Source organism: Leucobacter exalbidus (genome assembly GCF_017834145.1).
In the GTDB taxonomy this organism is placed as follows: Bacteria; Actinomycetota; Actinomycetes; order Actinomycetales; family Microbacteriaceae; genus Leucobacter; species Leucobacter exalbidus.
Map to the genome: position 1 here is coordinate 952,423 of NZ_JAFIDA010000001.1, position 16,101 is coordinate 968,523.

At 66.4% G+C, this 16,101-nt stretch carries 13 protein-coding genes; 4 read left to right on the forward strand and 9 right to left on the reverse strand.

Annotation, left to right across the window (positions count from 1 at the left end):
* The first annotated feature begins 8 nt into the window (after window positions 1-8).
* On the forward strand, window positions 9-1,268 hold the full coding sequence (locus tag JOF28_RS04360; protein WP_209706762.1) for an alpha-hydroxy acid oxidase: 1,260 nt from the start codon (window positions 9-11) through the stop codon (window positions 1,266-1,268).
* Window positions 1,269-1,369: 101 nt separating this feature from the next.
* On the opposite strand, the gene JOF28_RS04365 is transcribed toward JOF28_RS04360, so the two are convergent.
* Complete coding sequence (locus tag JOF28_RS04365; protein ID WP_209704645.1) at window positions 1,370-3,130, reverse strand: FAD-binding protein; 1,761 nt, start codon at window positions 3,128-3,130, stop codon at window positions 1,370-1,372.
* A gap of 77 nt (window positions 3,131-3,207) precedes the next feature.
* Here JOF28_RS04365 and JOF28_RS04370 point away from each other — a divergent pair, with 77 nt between their 5' ends.
* The gene (locus tag JOF28_RS04370) at window positions 3,208-4,146 is read left to right on the forward strand and encodes a LysR family transcriptional regulator (RefSeq protein ID WP_209704646.1); all 939 of its coding nucleotides are present in this window, start codon (window positions 3,208-3,210) and stop codon (window positions 4,144-4,146) included.
* A gap of 44 nt (window positions 4,147-4,190) precedes the next feature.
* Here JOF28_RS04370 and JOF28_RS04375 read toward each other — a convergent pair whose 3' ends face one another.
* A complete protein-coding gene (locus JOF28_RS04375) occupies window positions 4,191-6,020 on the reverse strand; it encodes an ABC-F family ATP-binding cassette domain-containing protein (RefSeq protein ID WP_209704647.1) in 1,830 nt (609 codons plus the stop codon).
* A 223-nt stretch (window positions 6,021-6,243) separates the two neighbouring features.
* Between JOF28_RS04375 and JOF28_RS04380 the strand changes: the two genes are divergently transcribed.
* Both JOF28_RS04380 and JOF28_RS04385 read left to right on the forward strand, forming a co-directional pair.
* A complete protein-coding gene (locus JOF28_RS04380) occupies window positions 6,244-8,154 on the forward strand; it encodes a lipase family protein (RefSeq protein WP_245189864.1) in 1,911 nt (636 codons plus the stop codon).
* 89 nt (window positions 8,155-8,243) lie between these two features.
* Window positions 8,244-10,016, forward strand: coding sequence for an alkaline phosphatase family protein (locus tag JOF28_RS04385; RefSeq protein ID WP_209704648.1), 1,773 nt, complete (start codon window positions 8,244-8,246; stop codon window positions 10,014-10,016).
* A gap of 86 nt (window positions 10,017-10,102) precedes the next feature.
* Here JOF28_RS04385 and JOF28_RS04390 read toward each other — a convergent pair whose 3' ends face one another.
* Genes JOF28_RS04390 through JOF28_RS04420 form a run of 7 tightly spaced genes read right to left on the reverse strand, consistent with a single transcriptional unit; the run spans window position 10,103 to window position 16,031 of the window.
* Window positions 10,103-10,324: a hypothetical protein gene (locus JOF28_RS04390; RefSeq protein ID WP_209704649.1), complete on the reverse strand. Its 222-nt coding sequence runs from the start codon at window positions 10,322-10,324 to the stop codon at window positions 10,103-10,105.
* Window positions 10,325-10,373: 49 nt separating this feature from the next.
* On the reverse strand, window positions 10,374-11,051 hold the full coding sequence (locus tag JOF28_RS04395; RefSeq protein WP_209704650.1) for a DsbA family oxidoreductase: 678 nt from the start codon (window positions 11,049-11,051) through the stop codon (window positions 10,374-10,376).
* A 54-nt stretch (window positions 11,052-11,105) separates the two neighbouring features.
* Window positions 11,106-12,038, reverse strand: coding sequence for a 4-(cytidine 5'-diphospho)-2-C-methyl-D-erythritol kinase (locus JOF28_RS04400; protein WP_209704651.1), 933 nt, complete (start codon window positions 12,036-12,038; stop codon window positions 11,106-11,108).
* Between the two features lie 59 nt (window positions 12,039-12,097).
* Window positions 12,098-12,982: a 16S rRNA (adenine(1518)-N(6)/adenine(1519)-N(6))-dimethyltransferase RsmA gene (gene rsmA, locus JOF28_RS04405; RefSeq protein ID WP_209704652.1), complete on the reverse strand. Its 885-nt coding sequence runs from the start codon at window positions 12,980-12,982 to the stop codon at window positions 12,098-12,100.
* Window positions 12,979-13,926: a TatD family hydrolase gene (locus tag JOF28_RS04410; protein ID WP_209704653.1), complete on the reverse strand. Its 948-nt coding sequence runs from the start codon at window positions 13,924-13,926 to the stop codon at window positions 12,979-12,981. The genes rsmA and JOF28_RS04410 overlap by 4 nt, the downstream gene beginning before the upstream one ends.
* Entirely contained in the window at window positions 13,923-15,509 is a 1,587-nt protein-coding gene (gene metG / locus JOF28_RS04415) for a methionine--tRNA ligase (RefSeq protein ID WP_209704654.1), read from the reverse strand. The genes JOF28_RS04410 and metG overlap by 4 nt, the downstream gene beginning before the upstream one ends.
* Before the next feature lie 42 nt (window positions 15,510-15,551).
* A complete protein-coding gene (locus JOF28_RS04420) occupies window positions 15,552-16,031 on the reverse strand; it encodes an OsmC family protein (protein WP_209704655.1) in 480 nt (159 codons plus the stop codon).
* Between the last annotated feature and the right edge of the window lie 70 nt (window positions 16,032-16,101).

Below are 16,101 nucleotides of genomic sequence, written 5' to 3' on the forward strand. Positions count from 1 at the left end.
GAGATCGCATCATGCAACGTCAGTTTCCACGCCCCGCTGAACTGCTCGAGCTCATGCAGTTCAAGAAGCCCGAGTTCAACGGTAAGAAGCGCCGCCTCGACTCAGCGCTGACCATCGCCGACCTGCGCAAGGTCGCCAAGCGCCGCACCCCCGCTGCCGCCTTCGACTACACCGACGGCGCTGCCGAGGGTGAGCTGTCGATGATGCGCGCCCGCCAGGCGTTCGAAGACATCGAGTGGCACCCCGACATTCTGCGCCCCGCAGAGCACGTCGACACGAGCACGCAGGTGCTCGGCGGTTCGTCGGCGATGCCGTTCGCCATCGCCCCCACCGGGTTCACGCGGCTGATGCAGACCGAGGGCGAAATCGCGGGTGCCGGCGCTGCCGGTGCTGCCGGTATCCCCTTCACGCTGTCGACCCTCGGCACCACCTCCATTGAGGGCGTCAAGGCGGCAAACCCCGAGGGCCGCAACTGGTTCCAGCTGTACGTGATGCGCGACCGCGAGATCTCGTACGGCCTGGTGGAGCGCGCAGCTGCTGCGGGCTTTGACACGCTGATGTTCACGGTCGATACCCCCATCGCCGGCTACCGCATGCGCGATACCCGCAATGGTTTCTCGATTCCGCCGCAGCTGTCGCCCGGCGTGATCTTGAACGCGCTGCCCCGCCCGTGGTGGTGGATCGATTTCTTGACGACCCCCAAGCTCGAGTTCGCGTCGCTGAACACCACCGGCGGCACCGTCGGCGAGCTGCTGAACTCGGCCATGGATCCCACGATCTCGTACGAGGATCTCGATATCATCCGTGAGCTGTGGCCCGGCAAGATCGTCGTCAAGGGCGTGCAGAACGTGGCCGATTCGGTGAAGCTCATCGACCGCGGCGTCGACGGCATCGTGCTCTCGAACCACGGCGGCCGCCAGCTCGACCGCGCACCCGTTCCGTTCCACCTGCTGCCGCAGGTGGTGCGCGAGGTCGGTAAGGATGCCACCGTGATGGTCGACACCGGCATCATGAACGGCGCCGACATCGTCGCTTCGGTTGCGTTGGGCGCGAAGTTTGCGCTCATCGGCCGTGCTTACCTCTACGGCCTGATGGCCGGCGGCCGCGAGGGCGTCGACCGCACCATCGCGATTCTGCGCAGCGAGATCGTGCGCACGATGGCGCTGCTGGGTGTCTCGAGCCTCGATGAGCTCGAGCCCCGCCACGTCACGCAGCTGCACCGCTTCATGCGCGAGGGCGCACAGGCGCAGGCTGACGCCGGGCGCTAACCCGCTCAGCGCATCACGCGCACACGCGACGACGCCCCACCAGAACTTCGGTTCTGGTGGGGCGTCGTTTGCGTGTGTCGCGCCTCGCTAGTCGCGCCCCGCTATTCGACGAGCTTGCCCGCGACCGAGTCATCGGCGGCCGCATAGGCAAGCTCACGGAACGATTCGGGGGCCTCGGCGACCCGCTCGAACCGCACACCCCGCGTAAGATCCCACAGCATGTTGCCGCGCAGGGCGTCGTTTTGCTCGGGGAAGTCGGAGCGGTTGTGGCAGCCGCGCGTCTCGCGGCGCTCGAGCGCGCACTCCAGCGTCGCCCGCGCCGCCAGCAGTGAGCCCTTGAGATCGTAGGCGTGGGCAAGATCTGCGAAGCCCGCAATGTCGGGGTGCACGGCCACCCTGGTAGCCCGATCATCGAGTTCGCCCAGCTGCGCCAGCCCGGCCGTCAGCCCCGCCTCGTCGCGCACGACGCCAGCGTGCGCCGTCATCAGATTGCGCAGCGCACGCTGCAGCAGGCGCGGGCTCTCGGTGTTGTCGCCCCGCAACAGCGCCCGCATTTCTTCGCGGGCGGCATCGACCGCGGCGCGATCGCGGCGCACCGAGGTGAGGCCCGTGACGTACTCGGCGGCGTCTGCGCCCGTGATGCGGCCGTACACGAGCAGCTCGATGAGCGAGTTTCCGCCGAGCCGATTCGCGCCGTGCAGCCCGCTCGATGCCTCACCAATCGCGTAGAGCCCGGCCACGCCCGTGCCGTGGTCTTCGGGTCGCACCCACACGCCGCCCATGGAGTAGTGCGCGGTGGGAGCGATCTCGATGGGCTGAGAGGTGATGTCGAGCATTTGCAGGTCGATCAGGGTGCGGTACACCCGCGGCAGCTTCTCGAAGATCACCTCGCGGGGCAGGTGCGAGACGTCGAGCAGCACGCCGCCGTTTTCGGTGCCGCGCCCCTCGGCGATCTCGGTGTAGCTCGCGAGCGCGACCCGGTCGCGGGTCGACAGCTCCATGCGCTCGGGGTCGTAGCGTTCCATGTAGCGCTCGCCGAGTGCGTTGCGCAGCACCCCGCCCTCGCCGCGGGCGGCCTCTGACACGAGCGTGCCCGCCGCGTCTGTGGGCTCGAGCAGCCCCGAGGGGTGAAACTGCACGAGCTCGGCGTCGCGAATTTTCGCGCCGGCGAGCGCCGCGAGCCGAAACGAGTCGCCCGTGTTCTCATCGCGGCGAGACGAGGTGTGGCGCCAGATGCGGGTGTGGCCGCCTGCCGCAAGAATCACGGCGTCGGCGTGGATCACCACGGGGGTGCCGTCGACGATGTCGAAGCCGTACGCGCCAAAGATGCGCCCGCCTGCTTCGAGCAGCCGGGTGATGTAGACCGTGTCGATGATGGGCACGGCGAGCTCGCGCGCCCGGCGCATCAGCGTGCGCTGAATCTCGAGGCCCGTGTAGTCGCCGGCGTATGCGGTGCGGCGGTAGGTATGGGCGCCAAAGAAGCGCTGGCTGATGCGCCCGTCGGCTTCGCGCGCAAAGGGCATGCCCCAGCGCTCGAGATCTTCGATGCCCTGGGCGGCCCCGCGCGCAACGACCTCGACGATCGCCGGATCAGCGAGGAAGTACGACTCGCGCAGCGTATCGGCCGCGTGCTGCTGCCATGAGTCTTCGGGATCCATGGTGCCGAGTGCGGCGTTGATGCCGCCCGCGGCGAGGGTGGTGTGGGCGTCGTGTGCGCGGCGCTTGCCCACGGCGAGCACCTGCACCCCGCGTTCGGCGAGTTCGATTGAGGCGCGCAACCCCGCGCCTCCCGTGCCGATGACGAGAACGTTGGTGGAGAGATGACGCTCAGTGCGTGAGCTGGTGTTGGTGTTGGTGTGCATGGGTTCCACGCTAAAAGCTCGTCGTCAATTACTCCAATGAATAGATTTCATGGTTTCAATACGTTTAGGCTATGGCTATGAATCTTGAACAGCTGCGCAGCTTCACCGAGGTCGCACGCCTGGGCCACTTCACGCGGGCCGCAGAGGGGCTGCACGTGACGCAGCCGTCACTCAGCCGGCAGATCGCCACCCTCGAAACCGAGCTGGGGGTCGAACTCTTTCATCGGGCCCGCGGCAACATCGCGCTCACCGCGGCGGGCGAGCGGCTGCTCCCACGCGCCAGGCGCATGCTCACCGACGCCGAGTCGGCGCGCGCCGAAATGGCCGAACTGGCGGGGCTGCGCGCCGGCCGCGTGCGCATCGGTGCGACGCCCACGCTGTGCACGAGCCTCGTCGCCGAGACTCTTACCGGGTTTCGTGCGCGGTACCCGGGCGTTGAGGTCGAGATTTTAGAGCGCGGCTCACGCAGCCTCATTGCGAGCCTGGCTGAGGGCGCGCTCGATCTCGCCCTGATCGTCGATACCGAGGCCCCGGCGGCCGCGTTTGACACGCTTGACCGCACGCCCATGCTCACCGAGCGTCTCGTAGTGGTGGAGCGGGCCGAGGGCGGCGCAATCTCGGCGTCTATGCCCGTCACGCTCGATCAGCTGGCCGCCACACCGCAGGTGATGTTTCCCGACAGCTATGACCTCCACACCACCATGTCGCGCGCGTTTAAAGCGGCCGGGCTCTCGCCCGTGGTGGCGGTGCACGGCGCCGAGATGGATGCGTCGCTCAGGTTCGTTGAGCGCGGCCTCGGCGTCGCCGTGGTGCCCGCGATGGTGGCGCTGGATCGCCCGCTACTCAGGGCACATCCGCTCGCAGACCCTGCGCTGTCGCGCACGGTCAGTTTTGCGCGGCGTGCCGATATGACGCTCACCCACGCGGGGGCGGCGATGCGCGATGCACTGCTCGCCACGACCGCGCAGCTCACCGCCGCGGGCGCGGTGACCGCCCGTTTCGTGTCGCGGGCGTAGCCCATGGTGCGCGGTCACGCATGACCGCGCACCAGCTGACGACGTTAGCCGAGCAGCTCAGAGAGTTCGAGCCAGCGCGTCTCGAGGTCGTCTGCGGCAGACTCGAGCTCGGTGATCTTCGCCATCTCTGCATTCAACAGCGTGTAATCATTCTGATCGAGCGTGGCAAGCCCGTCGCGAGTCTTCGCGGCGTCCTTGCGCATACGCTCCATCTTGCGTTCGATCGACGACAGCTCTTTCTCGGCGTTGCGACGCTCAGCGCCCGACACCTTCGGAGCGGCAGCCTTAGGCGCCTTCATCGAGATCTGCTGCGGGCCGCCGGCCTGACCTGACGACGAGGAGATCTCCATACCGGCTTGCTCGGCCGCACGCAGTTCGAGGTACTGATCGACGCCGCCGGGCAGGTGGCGCAGCTTGCGCGCAAAGATGCCGTACTGCTGATCGGTGACGCGCTCAAGGAAGTATCGGTCGTGCGAGACCACGAGCAGCGTGCCGGGCCAGGTGTCGAGCAGATCTTCCATCGCCGCGAGCATGTCGGTGTCGAGGTCGTTCGTCGGCTCATCGAGGATCAGCACGTTGGGCTGCTCCAGCAAAATCAGCAGCAGCTGCAAGCGCCGCTTCTGCCCGCCCGAGAGATCCTTCACGGGGGTCGACAGCTGCGCGCTCGTGAACCCCATCCGCTCGAGCAGCTGCCCGGGCGTGAGATCCTGTGCCTTTGATCCGGATCCCACCGTGAAGCTCGTGCGCAGTCGCCCAATGACGGTGCGCACCGGCTCCTTCAGGTGCGCCTCGAGCTCGTTGAGCTGCTGAGTGAGCGTGGCGACCTTAACGGTTTTGCCGCGCTTCACCGTGCCCGTGGTGGGCTCGAGTGAGCCGGTGATCAGCGACAGCAGCGTGGACTTGCCCGCGCCGTTGACGCCCAGGATGCCCGTGCGCTCACCGGGAGCGAGACGCCACTCAACGTCTTCGATAATCGTGCGATCGCCGTACGCGACGCCCGCACCGATGAGGTTGACGACCTCCTTGCCGAGGCGGGTGACCGCCATCGACTGCAGCGACACCTTGTCGCGAATCTCGGGAACGTCTGCGATGAGCTCGTTCGCCGCGTCGATGCGAAACTTGGGCTTGGCCGTGCGCGCGGGGGCACCGCGGCGCAACCAGGCGAGTTCCTTCTTGGCCAGATTCTGGCGCTTCTGCTCGATCGTGGCGTTCTGGCGGTCGCGCTCGACGCGCTGCAGAATGTAGGCCGCGTAGCCACCTTCGAAGGGCTCGACGATGCGGTCGTGCACCTCCCAGGTGGTCGTGCAGACCTCGTCGAGGAACCAACGGTCGTGGGTCACGACGAGCAGCGCGCCCTGGTCGCGGGGCCAGCGACGCTTCAGGTGCTCGGCGAGCCAAGCAATGCCCTCAACGTCAAGGTGGTTCGTGGGCTCATCGAGGAACACCATGTCGTGGTCGCCGACCAGCACGCGGGCGAGGGCCACGCGGCGGCGCTGACCACCCGAGAGGCCCGAAACTTCGGCCTCCCAGTCGAGATCTGAGACGAGGCCCTCGATAACGTCGCGAATCTTGGGGTCACCCGCCCACTCGTACTCGGGGATATCGCCCACGATGGCGTGACCCACGGTCTCACCATCGTCAAATACGTCGGCCTGGTCGAGCACGCCGATGGTGGTGCCACCGCGCATCGTCACTTTGCCGCCGTCGGGGCTTCGCCGCCCAGCGAGCATCATGAGCAAGCTGGACTTGCCGTCGCCATTGCGGCCCACGATGCCGATGCGATCGCCCTCAGCAACGCCAAGCGTCACAGAGTCGAACACGGTCTTCGTAGGTACTTCGAGGTGAAGGGCTTCAGCCCCCAAAAGATGCGCCATAAGACCTCTAGCGTAGTTGACTCAGATCACAACCAGCTCCACTCGCCGCATCGCACGGCGGATTGGGTGCTGCAGGCACCCTGCGAGGGGGTGCCCGCAGGCGTGTGACGTGGCTCCCCGCACCCCGCATCGCTAGTCTGGAGTGAGCGCTGCAGGGGCAGCCTGGCCCGAATCGTTACGGCTCGCGTCTACCGATTCGCGTCCACCTATCAGGGGGTCCCACTTGACTGAGCCAGCAGCACCGCAGCACACGCCATCACCGCAGAACGAGCCGCAGAACGAGCCGCAGAACGAGCCGCAGAGTTCGCCGCAGACCGGTGGGCCGCAGCGTTCACCGCGTGCGACGCTGAAACAGCGTGCCCTGCACACCGCGCTGCGCTTTGCGCTGCCGGCTCGCCTGGTGCTCGTGGCCGCCGCATTGGCTGTTGGCGCGCTACTGATTCTCGCCCCGCTTTCGGTGCACCGCATCGCAATCGTCACCGGTGCCGGCCTCGTCATCGCGGGGGCGGTGAGCCTCATCCGCGCCGATGCCAGCGCCCGCCTCGCACGCTGGGCCGCCGGGCTGATCATTGTGCTCGGCGTGGTGATGGCGCTGTGGCCGGTGGCGGGCGCCCCGTGGCTCGCGATTTTGGTGGGGACGGCGCTCGTGGTGCACGGCGCGGTCTCGGCAGTTGAGGCAATACGCGGTCGCCGCGGCACACAGGTAGACGCGCGCTTGGCCGGCGTGCTGAGCGCGGTCGCGACCCTGCTCATTGGTGCGATCGCGTTTGCGTGGCCCGTGCTCACCCTCAGCCTGTTTCGGTATGGCGTGGGCGCTTGGTTCGTGTTTCTCGGGCTGCAGCTGTTGCTCGCCGTGGTGCTGCGGCGAGCGCCACATGCGCAGGGACCAGCCGGTGCGGCGGGCACCCCCGGCCGGGTGGCGCGCTGGTCACGCACGATCGCTGCGGCGCTCGCGCTGTTGCTCGCGGCCGGGGCCACCTACGGCAGCGGCCTACTACTGGGTGGTTCGGCGTTACCCGAGCCCGGTGAGTTCTACACCGCCCCGGCCGACGTACCCAAGACGCCCGGGCAGCTGATTCGCGTGGAGCCGCTCACGATGGGGGTGCCCAAGGGCGCGCAGGCGTGGAAGATGCTGTACACGACGACGAACCCCGATGGTTCTGCCGCGGTCTCGAGCGGCACGGTAATGGCGCCCGCGCAACCTGGCGCAGCGCCCCTCCCGTTGATCTCGGTCGCCCACGGCACCACCGGGGTCGCTGCGAAGTGCGCCCCGTCGCTCAGTGCTACACCGTTCATTGACGGCGCGGGGACGGCACTGACCGAAATGGTGACCCAGCACGGGTATGCCGCCGTCACATCCGACTACATCGGGCTCGGCACGAGCGGCACCCACCCCTACTTGGTGGGCGATGCCGAAGCCCGCAACGTGCTTGATGCGTCACTGGCGGCCCAGCAGATCGAGGGGCTCTCGCTGTCGACCGAGACGGTCGCGTGGGGCCATTCCCAGGGCGGCCAGGGCGCGCTGTGGGTCGGGCAGATTGCCGAGGACTATGCCCCCGAGCTCACACTGCTGGGGGTGGCTGCGTTTGCGCCCGCGGCCGATCTGTATGGCCTCGCCGATGCCGACAAGAACGAGGCAGCGGGCAAAACCGTGTCTGCCTACATTGCCGCCACGTGGGATCATCTGTTCCCCGAGCTTGAGCTCAGCAAGCATCTCACCCCGGGTTCGGCCAGGGGCGTCGCAAAGATTCAGAATCTCTGCTTCAACGGCAACGACGTCATCGCCGCCATTCTGCACGGCACCCAGGTACCCAACCAGGTATTCCCCGACCGTCTGCTCGCGGGAGTCTTCGGCGACAAGCTGAAACAGCAGACCCCCGTTGGCCCGTTCGCTACCCCCGTGCTGGTCGCGCAGGGTCTCGCTGATCCGCTCGTGAAGCCGCCGATGCAGCGGGACTGGGTGGCCGCGCGCTGCGCATCAGGCGATCAGCTCGATTACCGCACCTACCCGGGTCTCGACCACAACTCGCTCGTCGCGGCTGATTCTCCGCTCACCCCGCAGCTGGTGGAGTGGACGCTTGATCGGTTTGCCGGCCAGACACCCACCCCTAACTGCGCCGACCTGCCCGAGTAACCGCTGCGGTGCCTGGGTGCGTGGCGCCAGTGTGTGCCCGCAACGCAGATAAGTGACGGGTGCATCGTAGGGTGTGCCAGAGTGGACGTATGACGGAGAACGAACGCCCCCAGGCAGACTCCCACCCCAAGCACGCCCCCGGGCACACCAACCGACGCAGCTTTCTCAAATCTGGCGGCCTCATCGCGGCTGGAGTCGCCGTGGCAGCGGCCGGCGCGACGGGCGTGGCCGTCGGCCGCTACTCGGGGGCCATTGGCTCCACGTATATTCCCGAAGAGTTTGCGATCCCCACGCCGCGCAAGAACCCCGGCTTCGATCACCTCGTCGTGGTGATGGGTGAGAACCGGTCGTTCGACAACATGCTCGGGTATCTCTATACCCCCGATGCGCCGCCACCGCGGGGCAAATTTGAGGGGCTCGCCTTCGGCAACTATTCCAATGCGGCAAGCGATGGCACGCTCGTCAAAGCGCACACCTATCGCGGTGCCACCGATAGCATCATGGGCAAACCCAACCCCGACCCTGGTGAGGAATACCCGCACGTCAACGCCCAGCTGTTTGGGTACGTTGATGCCGAAAATCACGCCAAAGACGTGGGCGAGATGGTCGCCCCCTTCAACCTGCCTGACCCGTTACCCAAGGCCACGATGAGTGGCTTCGTACTCGACTACGAGGGCGAGTTCACCCATTTGAAGGGGCACGCCCCCAAGCCCGCCAAACGCGACCAGATCATGGGCTCATTTGCGCCCGAGATGCTGCCCGTGGTCTCGATGCTGGCGCGCGAGTTTGGCGTCTTCGACCGCTGGTTCTGTGCCGTGCCCAGCCAGACCTTTTGCAACCGCAGCTTCTTTCACGCCAACACCTCCCACGGCTTTGTGATCAACAAGCACAATGGCAGCTACGCCAAATGGCTGAAGGCGGCCCCCGCCCCCACGGTCTTTAACCGGCTCGAGGAGGCCGGCCGCAGCTGGCGCATTTACTTCGACAAGCTGCAGCTGATCTCGTTCACCGGCGTGATCCACGCCCCCGTGCTCGAACAGTATTGGGGCACCGATCATTTCGCGACGATGGAGCAGTTCCACGAAGACACGAAGAACGGCACCCTGCCCGATTACGCCTTTATCGAGCCGCGCATGATTTACAACCACAACGACTTTCACCCGCCCGTTGGCCTGGCACGCGAAAGCGACCTGGGCACCGATGACGAGGTGTGGAGCGGCGGGGTCTCTGATGCGCGCGCGGGCGATGCGCTGATCCACGAGCTCTACACCGCGGTGCGCGGCGGCATGGCAAAATCGGGATCAAACTATCTCAACACCGCGCTGCTCATCACCTTCGACGAGCACGGCGGCACCTATGACCACGTCGCCCCACCCAAGGCGACCCCGCCCGATGACAGCGGCCCCGGCGAGATGGGTTTTGCATTCGATCGGCTCGGCTGCCGTGTCCCCGCTATTTTGGTGTCGGCGCACGTTGAGCGCGGCAGCGTGTTTCAGCACGAAATGCATCACGGATCGCTCGCAGCGACGCTCTCAGAGCGGTTTGGGCTGCGCCCGCTGACCCGCCGCGATGACACCGCGACGTCGCTTGACAGCGCGTTTAATCGCAAGGTGCCCCGTCACGTCGCCGATTGGCCGCAGACCTCGCCCTCGTTTGTACCGCCCAACCCCGAGGCGAGCGAGCACCCGGCAAAGTCGCACCCCAATCGTCCGCTCAGCCCGCCCGCGAAGGGGCTCATCGGGCTCATCGTTGAGAAGTACGGCACCGCCGACGAAAAGGCGCACCCACCCGAGACGTTTAAGGCCGCCTATGACATGCTCGTGAAATACGGCACGGGCCTGTTTGGAGTGCCGGCGACCTAAATGAATGGCCTTGCCGCGACGAAACGTCGCGGCAAGGCCATTCATCGTTCAGCCAGTGTCAGCGTGCTGACCTCTGGTGCCCGCAGTTACACGCGGCAGCAGCCGCCACCGCAGCAACCGCCCGCGGCGTCGCTGTCGTCAGCGGTGCCGCCAAGCAGGTTCATGATCTCCCGCGTCTCTGCGTCGGCGAACCCCGCAGCGCCGGCGATGCTGGCTTCAGCGTTGAACGTATCAGCAGCGATCGGTTCAGCGGCGGGTGCTTCGGCGGGCGCGGTATCGGCCGGGGCCGCAGTCTTCTGGTCAGTCATGGTGTTCTCCTTTGATGAGTTCTCTGCGGTGTGTGGCCTGGGCGGCCAGTTAGCTGGCGGCGCTGGCTTCAGCTTCCAGTTCGAGCACCTGCGCGAACGCCCCCTGGAACGCGTCTGCGGTCTGCGCACCCGAGATGCCGTACTTGCTTTCGAGCAAGAAGAACGGCACTCCCGTCACACCCAGCATCTGTGCCCGGGTGATATCGGCGTCGACCTTTGCGCCGTAGGCGTCGTCGTTCAGCGCGGCGCGTACCTGGTCGGCGTCGAGGCCGGCTTCAGCACCGATGCGTGCGAGTGTGTCGGCGTCAGACATGTCTTGTCCCTCGCCGAAGTAGGCCTTGAACAAGCGCTCCTGCACGGCCGCCTGCACGCCCTGCTCGCGGGCCAGGTGCAGCATGCGGTGCGCACGACGCGTGTTCGCGTGCTTCACCTGGGTGAAGTCGAACTCAAGGCCCTCGCTGGCGGCGAGCTCGGTCATCTGACCGAGCATCTGCTCCACCTGGTCGGCGGGCATGCCCTTGTGCTGCACCAAAAATTCAACTTCGCTGCCCTGAAAATCGAGCGGGGTGTCGGGGGCCAGCTCAAAGCTGTGGCTCGACACCTCAAAGGAGACCTCTGGATGGTCGGCGCGGAAGGCGGCGACACCAGCGTCGAAGCGGTGCTTGCCGATGAAGCACCACGGGCAGGCAATGTCAGACCAGATCTCTACACGTATCGTTTTCGTCACACTCGGTGCAGCGCGTGAGGGAACCCGTTTATTCCCACGAACTGCGTCACAAATTTAACCCTCGATAATGCGGGCGCCCACCACGGGGCCCGTCACCGTCAAGGCACGCACTCCCGAGCGGGTGAGCACGCCACGCAGCTCAGACGCCGCCTGGGCGTCTTGCACGAGGAAGGCCACCGTGGGGCCTGATCCGGAGACGATGCCAGCGAGCGCGCCGCGCGACTCCCCCAGCTCAAGCAGCGTCATCAGATCGGGCGCGAGATTCAGCGCCGCCGTCTGCAGATCGTTGTGCATGGCGTCGGCGAGCGAGTCGGCGTCGCCGACGCGCACCGCCTGCAGCACCGCCGTGTCGACCTTCACGAGATCGGGCTGCGTGCCCAGGTGCGTGGCGTGGCGATCACGGTGCGCGTCGAGGGCCTCGTACACGACCGGGGTGCTCAGACCGGCGTCAGACAGCGCAAGCACCCAATGGAAGGTGCCCTTCGCCAGCGCCGGGCTAAGCTCGTCGCCGCGGCCGGTGCCCACCGCGGTGCCCCCCTCGAGCGCGAACGGCACGTCAGCGCCCAGCATCGCCGCCAGCGGCAGCAGGCCAGAGCGGCCGAGCCCCGTGCCCCACAGCTCATCGCAGGCCACGAGCGTCGCGGCGGCATCAGCCGATCCGCCGCCCATGCCGCCGGCGATCGGCACCCGCTTCAAAATCGTGAGGGCCACCCCACCCGCGTAGCCGGTGTGCTCAGCGAGCAACCGTGCCGCGCGCACCGCAAGGTTTGACCCGTCGGTGGCCAGGTCGGTCGTATCGATCGGGCCCGTGAAGCGCACGGTGAATTCATCGCTGTGCTCGGCCGTAACCTCTTCGCACAGCGATACCGCCTGGTAGAGCGAGGCGACGTCATGGTACCCGTCAGCCTGCAGTGCTCCCACACGGAAATACACGTTGATCTTTCCCGGCGCCTTTACCGTGACAGATCTTCCTCGAGCGTCTCGCATACGTCAACGCTAGCGCACTCTGGGCGGGTGTGATGACACCCGCCCAGCGCGCGAACCAGCTAAGCTGCGGCCCGGGCGATCGCGAGGTAGTCTTCGATGCTGAGTTCTTCAGCACGCGACGTCGGATCAATGCCCGCGGCCTGCATGACAGTGACGGCCTGATCAAGCGTGCCCAGTACGGGCTGCAATGCCTGACGCAGCATCTTGCGGCGCTGCGCGAACGCGGCGTTCACGAGCGCAAACGTTGCCACACGTTCAGCTTCGGTTCCGCGCGGTTCGGCGAGTCGTTCGTACCCCACCAGCACCGAATCCACGCCGGGCACGGGCCAGAAGATGCGACGGCTCACGGTGCCGGCGATGCGCCACGGGCCGTACCAGGCGGCCTTCGCACTCGGCGAACCGTATTCCTTTGATCCGGGGCCTGCCGCGATGCGGTACCCCACCTCAGCCTGCACCATCACGAGCCCCGCACGCAGCTGCGGAATCAGCTCGAGGAAGTGCATCAGAATCGGCACCGACACGTTGTAGGGCAGGTTTGCCACCAGCACCTCGGGGGGCGCGGGCAACGCGGCCAGATCGGCCGCCGAGATTTCAAGTGCGTCGCTGCGCACCACGCGCAGGCGGGGTGCGTTCTCGTCGGCGAAGATACCGGGCTGCATGGTGCGCGCGGTCGTGGGCAGTTCTGCCGCGAGCCGGTGATCAATCTCGACGGCGGTGACATCGGCGCCCACCTCGGTGATGCCGAGCGTGAGCGAGCCAAGGCCCGGGCCGACCTCGATCACGCGGTCGCCCGCAACAACGCCCGCGAGCCGCACGATCTTGCGCACCGTGTTGGGATCGATCACAAAGTTCTGGCCGAGCTTCTTGGTGGGTGAGACGCCGAGACGTTCGGCGAGCTCACGTACTTCCACGGGCCCCAGCAGTGCCGGTTGTACCTCGCTCATGCTGCGGTCTCCTTTGTTGCGTCGGCGTCGAAACTCCACGAGCCGTACACGCGTTCGGTGTTGGCCACCAGGCGTGCGCACACGTCTTCCAGTGACTCGTCAAGTGTTTCAGACATGCGACGCACGGTGTGCGGCATCAGATAGGGGGCGTTGGGGCGGCCCCGCAAGGGTTCGGGCGTCAGAAATGGTGCGTCGGTTTCCACGAGCACCAATTCGGGCCGTGCCACCTGCAGCGCCTCGCGCAGGGCGGGCGCGTTCTTGAACGTTGAGGTGCCCGAGAACGACATGTACCAGCCGTGCTCGTTGCAGATGCGGGCGAGGCGCGCATCGCCCGAGAAACAGTGGAACACGGTGCGGGCGGGAGCGCCCACGCGGGTCAGCGTTGCCACGACCTCGTCGTGCGCGTCACGATCATGAATCTGCAGCGCGATACCGTTCGCTTTGGCGATCTCGATGTGCGTTTCAAATGCTTCGATCTGCGCGTCACGACCGTCTTCGCCGGTGCGGAAGAAATCGAGGCCGGTCTCCCCCACCGCGCGCACGCGCGGCTCTGACGCGAGCCTGGCAATTTCTGACAGGTGCGCGCTCAGCTTGCCCTGCGCAAACAGCTTGGGAGCCTCATTGGGGTGCAGCGCCACCGCCGCGAGCACGCGCGGGTCGCTCGCGGCGAGCTGCGCACTCCATTTGCTGGTGGCGAGGTCGGTGCCCACCTGCACCACACCGCGCACGCCCGCGAGTTCTGCGCGGTCGAGCGAGGCGATCGGATCGAGGGTGTCGATCCCGTCTTCGATTTCGAGGTGCGTGTGGTTGTCGTAGACCGCAATGGGGAGCGGCGGCGGCACCGCAGGGAGCGATAAATCGCGCTGCTGATCGCCGGATCGCGAACCATCGGTGCGCTTACGCAGCCCTCCGGCGGGTACTTCGGGGAGCTCCGACTGGCTCACTTGCCCTTCTCCTCCGTTTCGATGCGGGGGAAGAGCACGGAGATGGGGTGCTGCTGGGTGCCGGCCTGCAGCCGACCCCAGTTGCCTGCATCCCGGATCGGCTGACCCTGCAGAGCACCCAGCGTCTCTTCAGCGCCCAGCGCAGCCCACAGCTTCGCCGTCGCCTCGGGGATCACGGGGGCGAGGAACTCGGCGAGTACGCGCAGCCCCTCGGTCGCGGTGTAGAGCACCGTCTGCAGGCGCTCGTCGTTGGCGGGGTCCTTCGCGAGCGCCCACGGCGCTTGCTCGGTGATGTAGCCGTTCAGTGCGTCCACGAGCTCCCAGATCGCTGCGATCGCTTCGTGGATCGCGAACTTCTCGATCTTCTCGTCGGCGCGCGTGGCGATGCTCGCCGCGAGCTCGCGAATGGCTGCGTCGGCCGGGGTTTCGGCGCCTGCCTGCGGCACACGCGATTCGAAGTACTTGGCGTTCATCGCGAGGACGCGGCTGGCCAGGTTGCCAAAGCCGTTGGCCAGCTCAGCCTGGTAGCGAGCCGCGAGGTCTTCCCAGCTGAACGAACCATCGTGGCCGAAGGAGATCGCGCGCATGAAGTAGTAGCGGAACGCGTCGGCACCGAACGTGTCGGTGATCTCGTTCGGGGCGATGCCCGTGAGCTTCGACTTTGACATCTTCTCGCCGCCGACGAGCAGCCAGCCGTGTGCGAAGACGTGCTCGGGCACGGGGAGGCCTGCGGCCATCAGCATGGCGGGCCAGATCACGGCGTGGAACCGCAGAATATCTTTACCCACGAGGTGGGTGGCGGGCCAGCGGCGCGCAAATTCTTCGTCGTCTTGGCCGTAGCCGATTGCGGTGACATAGTTCAGCAGCGCGTCGAACCAGACGTAGGTGACGTGCTCAGAGTCCCAGGGAATCGGAATACCCCAGTCGAACGAGGTGCGCGAGATCGACAGATCTTCGAGTCCCTGCTGCACAAACGCAATGACCTCGTTGCGTGCACTTGCGGGCTGCACGAAGTCGGGGCGCTCTTCGTAGAGCGCGAGGAGGCGATCTTGGAACGCGCTCATCTTGAAGAAATAGTTCTTCTCCTGCAGCAGCTCGAGCGGCTTGGAGTGGATCGCGCAGACCTTCTCGCCGACAAACGCACCCTCGCCGTCGACGATTTCGCTCTTGGGCTTGAACTCTTCGCAGCCCACACAGTAGAGGGCTTCGAACTCACCGGCGTAGACGTGGCCGTCATCGTGCAGCTTCTGCAGGAACTTGGCGACGCCAGCCTCGTGGCGGGGTTCGGTCGTGCGAATGAAGTCGTCATTCGAAATGTTGATCGTGTCGAGCAGCGGCTTCCACGCGGTCTCGACGAGGCGGTCGGCCCATTCCTTGGGCGCGACGCCGTTGGCGGTCGCGGTACGCAGAATCTTTTGGCCGTGCTCGTCAGTACCGGTGAGGAACCAGGTGTCGTCACCTGCCTGCCGGTGCCACCGCGCGAGCACGTCGGCCGCAACCTCGGTGTAGGCGTGCCCGATGTGGGGCGCGTCGTTCACATAGAAGATGGGCGTCGTCAGGAAGAACGAGGAGGGTTTGGGCATGGCCACCATTCTATCTGGTGCCGCGCCCCCGCATGCCCCGTGTTACGCAGGGTCACCCGCGACCCAGATCTCGGGCTCGTGATGCACCTCAAAGTTCACGGAGTTCGCAATGAAGCACAGCTCTGCTGCCTCGGCATGCGCCGTGCGTGCTGCGGCGACCATGGAGGCTTCAGCAACCGTCACCCGCGGGCGCAGCGTGACGCGTTCAAATGCACCGCCGAGCCCCTCTTGCCGTAAGACTCCCACGGCCGTGTCGGTGTAGGCGGTGACCACGATCTCGTGTCGCACGGCCACGTGGAGATACGACAGCATGTGGCACTGTGCCAGCGCCGAGATAAGTAGTTCCTCGGGGTTCCAGCGATCCTTGTTGCCGTGGAATGTGGGGTCTGCCGAGCCCTCCAGCGGCGGCTTATGCGCCGCGTGGATCAGCTGCTCGCGACCGTACGCGCGGTACCCACTCGTTCCGGTGCCGCGATTGCCCACCCACTCGACCCCGACCGAGTACTCATGCAGATTGTTCATGCGCTCACTCTAACCGGCCGAGTGCGCCCGCATACAGGGTGAAGTTACTCGGATTGACGCGCACCTCGGG

What these genes read in the sequence shown, in the direction of transcription:
- JOF28_RS04365 (WP_209704645.1), bottom strand. Translation starts at nt 3,130, where the DNA reads ATGCACACCAACACCAACACCAGCTCACGCACTGAGCGTCATCTCTCC.
- JOF28_RS04390 (WP_209704649.1), bottom strand. Translation starts at nt 10,324, where the DNA reads ATGACTGACCAGAAGACTGCGGCCCCGGCCGATACCGCGCCCGCCGAA.
- JOF28_RS04385 (WP_209704648.1), top strand. Translation starts at nt 8,244, where the DNA reads ATGACGGAGAACGAACGCCCCCAGGCAGACTCCCACCCCAAGCACGCC.
- JOF28_RS04370 (WP_209704646.1), top strand. Translation starts at nt 3,208, where the DNA reads ATGAATCTTGAACAGCTGCGCAGCTTCACCGAGGTCGCACGCCTGGGC.
- JOF28_RS04400 (WP_209704651.1), bottom strand. Translation starts at nt 12,038, where the DNA reads ATGCGAGACGCTCGAGGAAGATCTGTCACGGTAAAGGCGCCGGGAAAG.
- JOF28_RS04420 (WP_209704655.1), bottom strand. Translation starts at nt 16,031, where the DNA reads ATGAACAATCTGCATGAGTACTCGGTCGGGGTCGAGTGGGTGGGCAAT.
- rsmA (WP_209704652.1), bottom strand. Translation starts at nt 12,982, where the DNA reads ATGAGCGAGGTACAACCGGCACTGCTGGGGCCCGTGGAAGTACGTGAG.
- metG (WP_209704654.1), bottom strand. Translation starts at nt 15,509, where the DNA reads ATGCCCAAACCCTCCTCGTTCTTCCTGACGACGCCCATCTTCTATGTG.
- JOF28_RS04375 (WP_209704647.1), bottom strand. Translation starts at nt 6,020, where the DNA reads ATGGCGCATCTTTTGGGGGCTGAAGCCCTTCACCTCGAAGTACCTACG.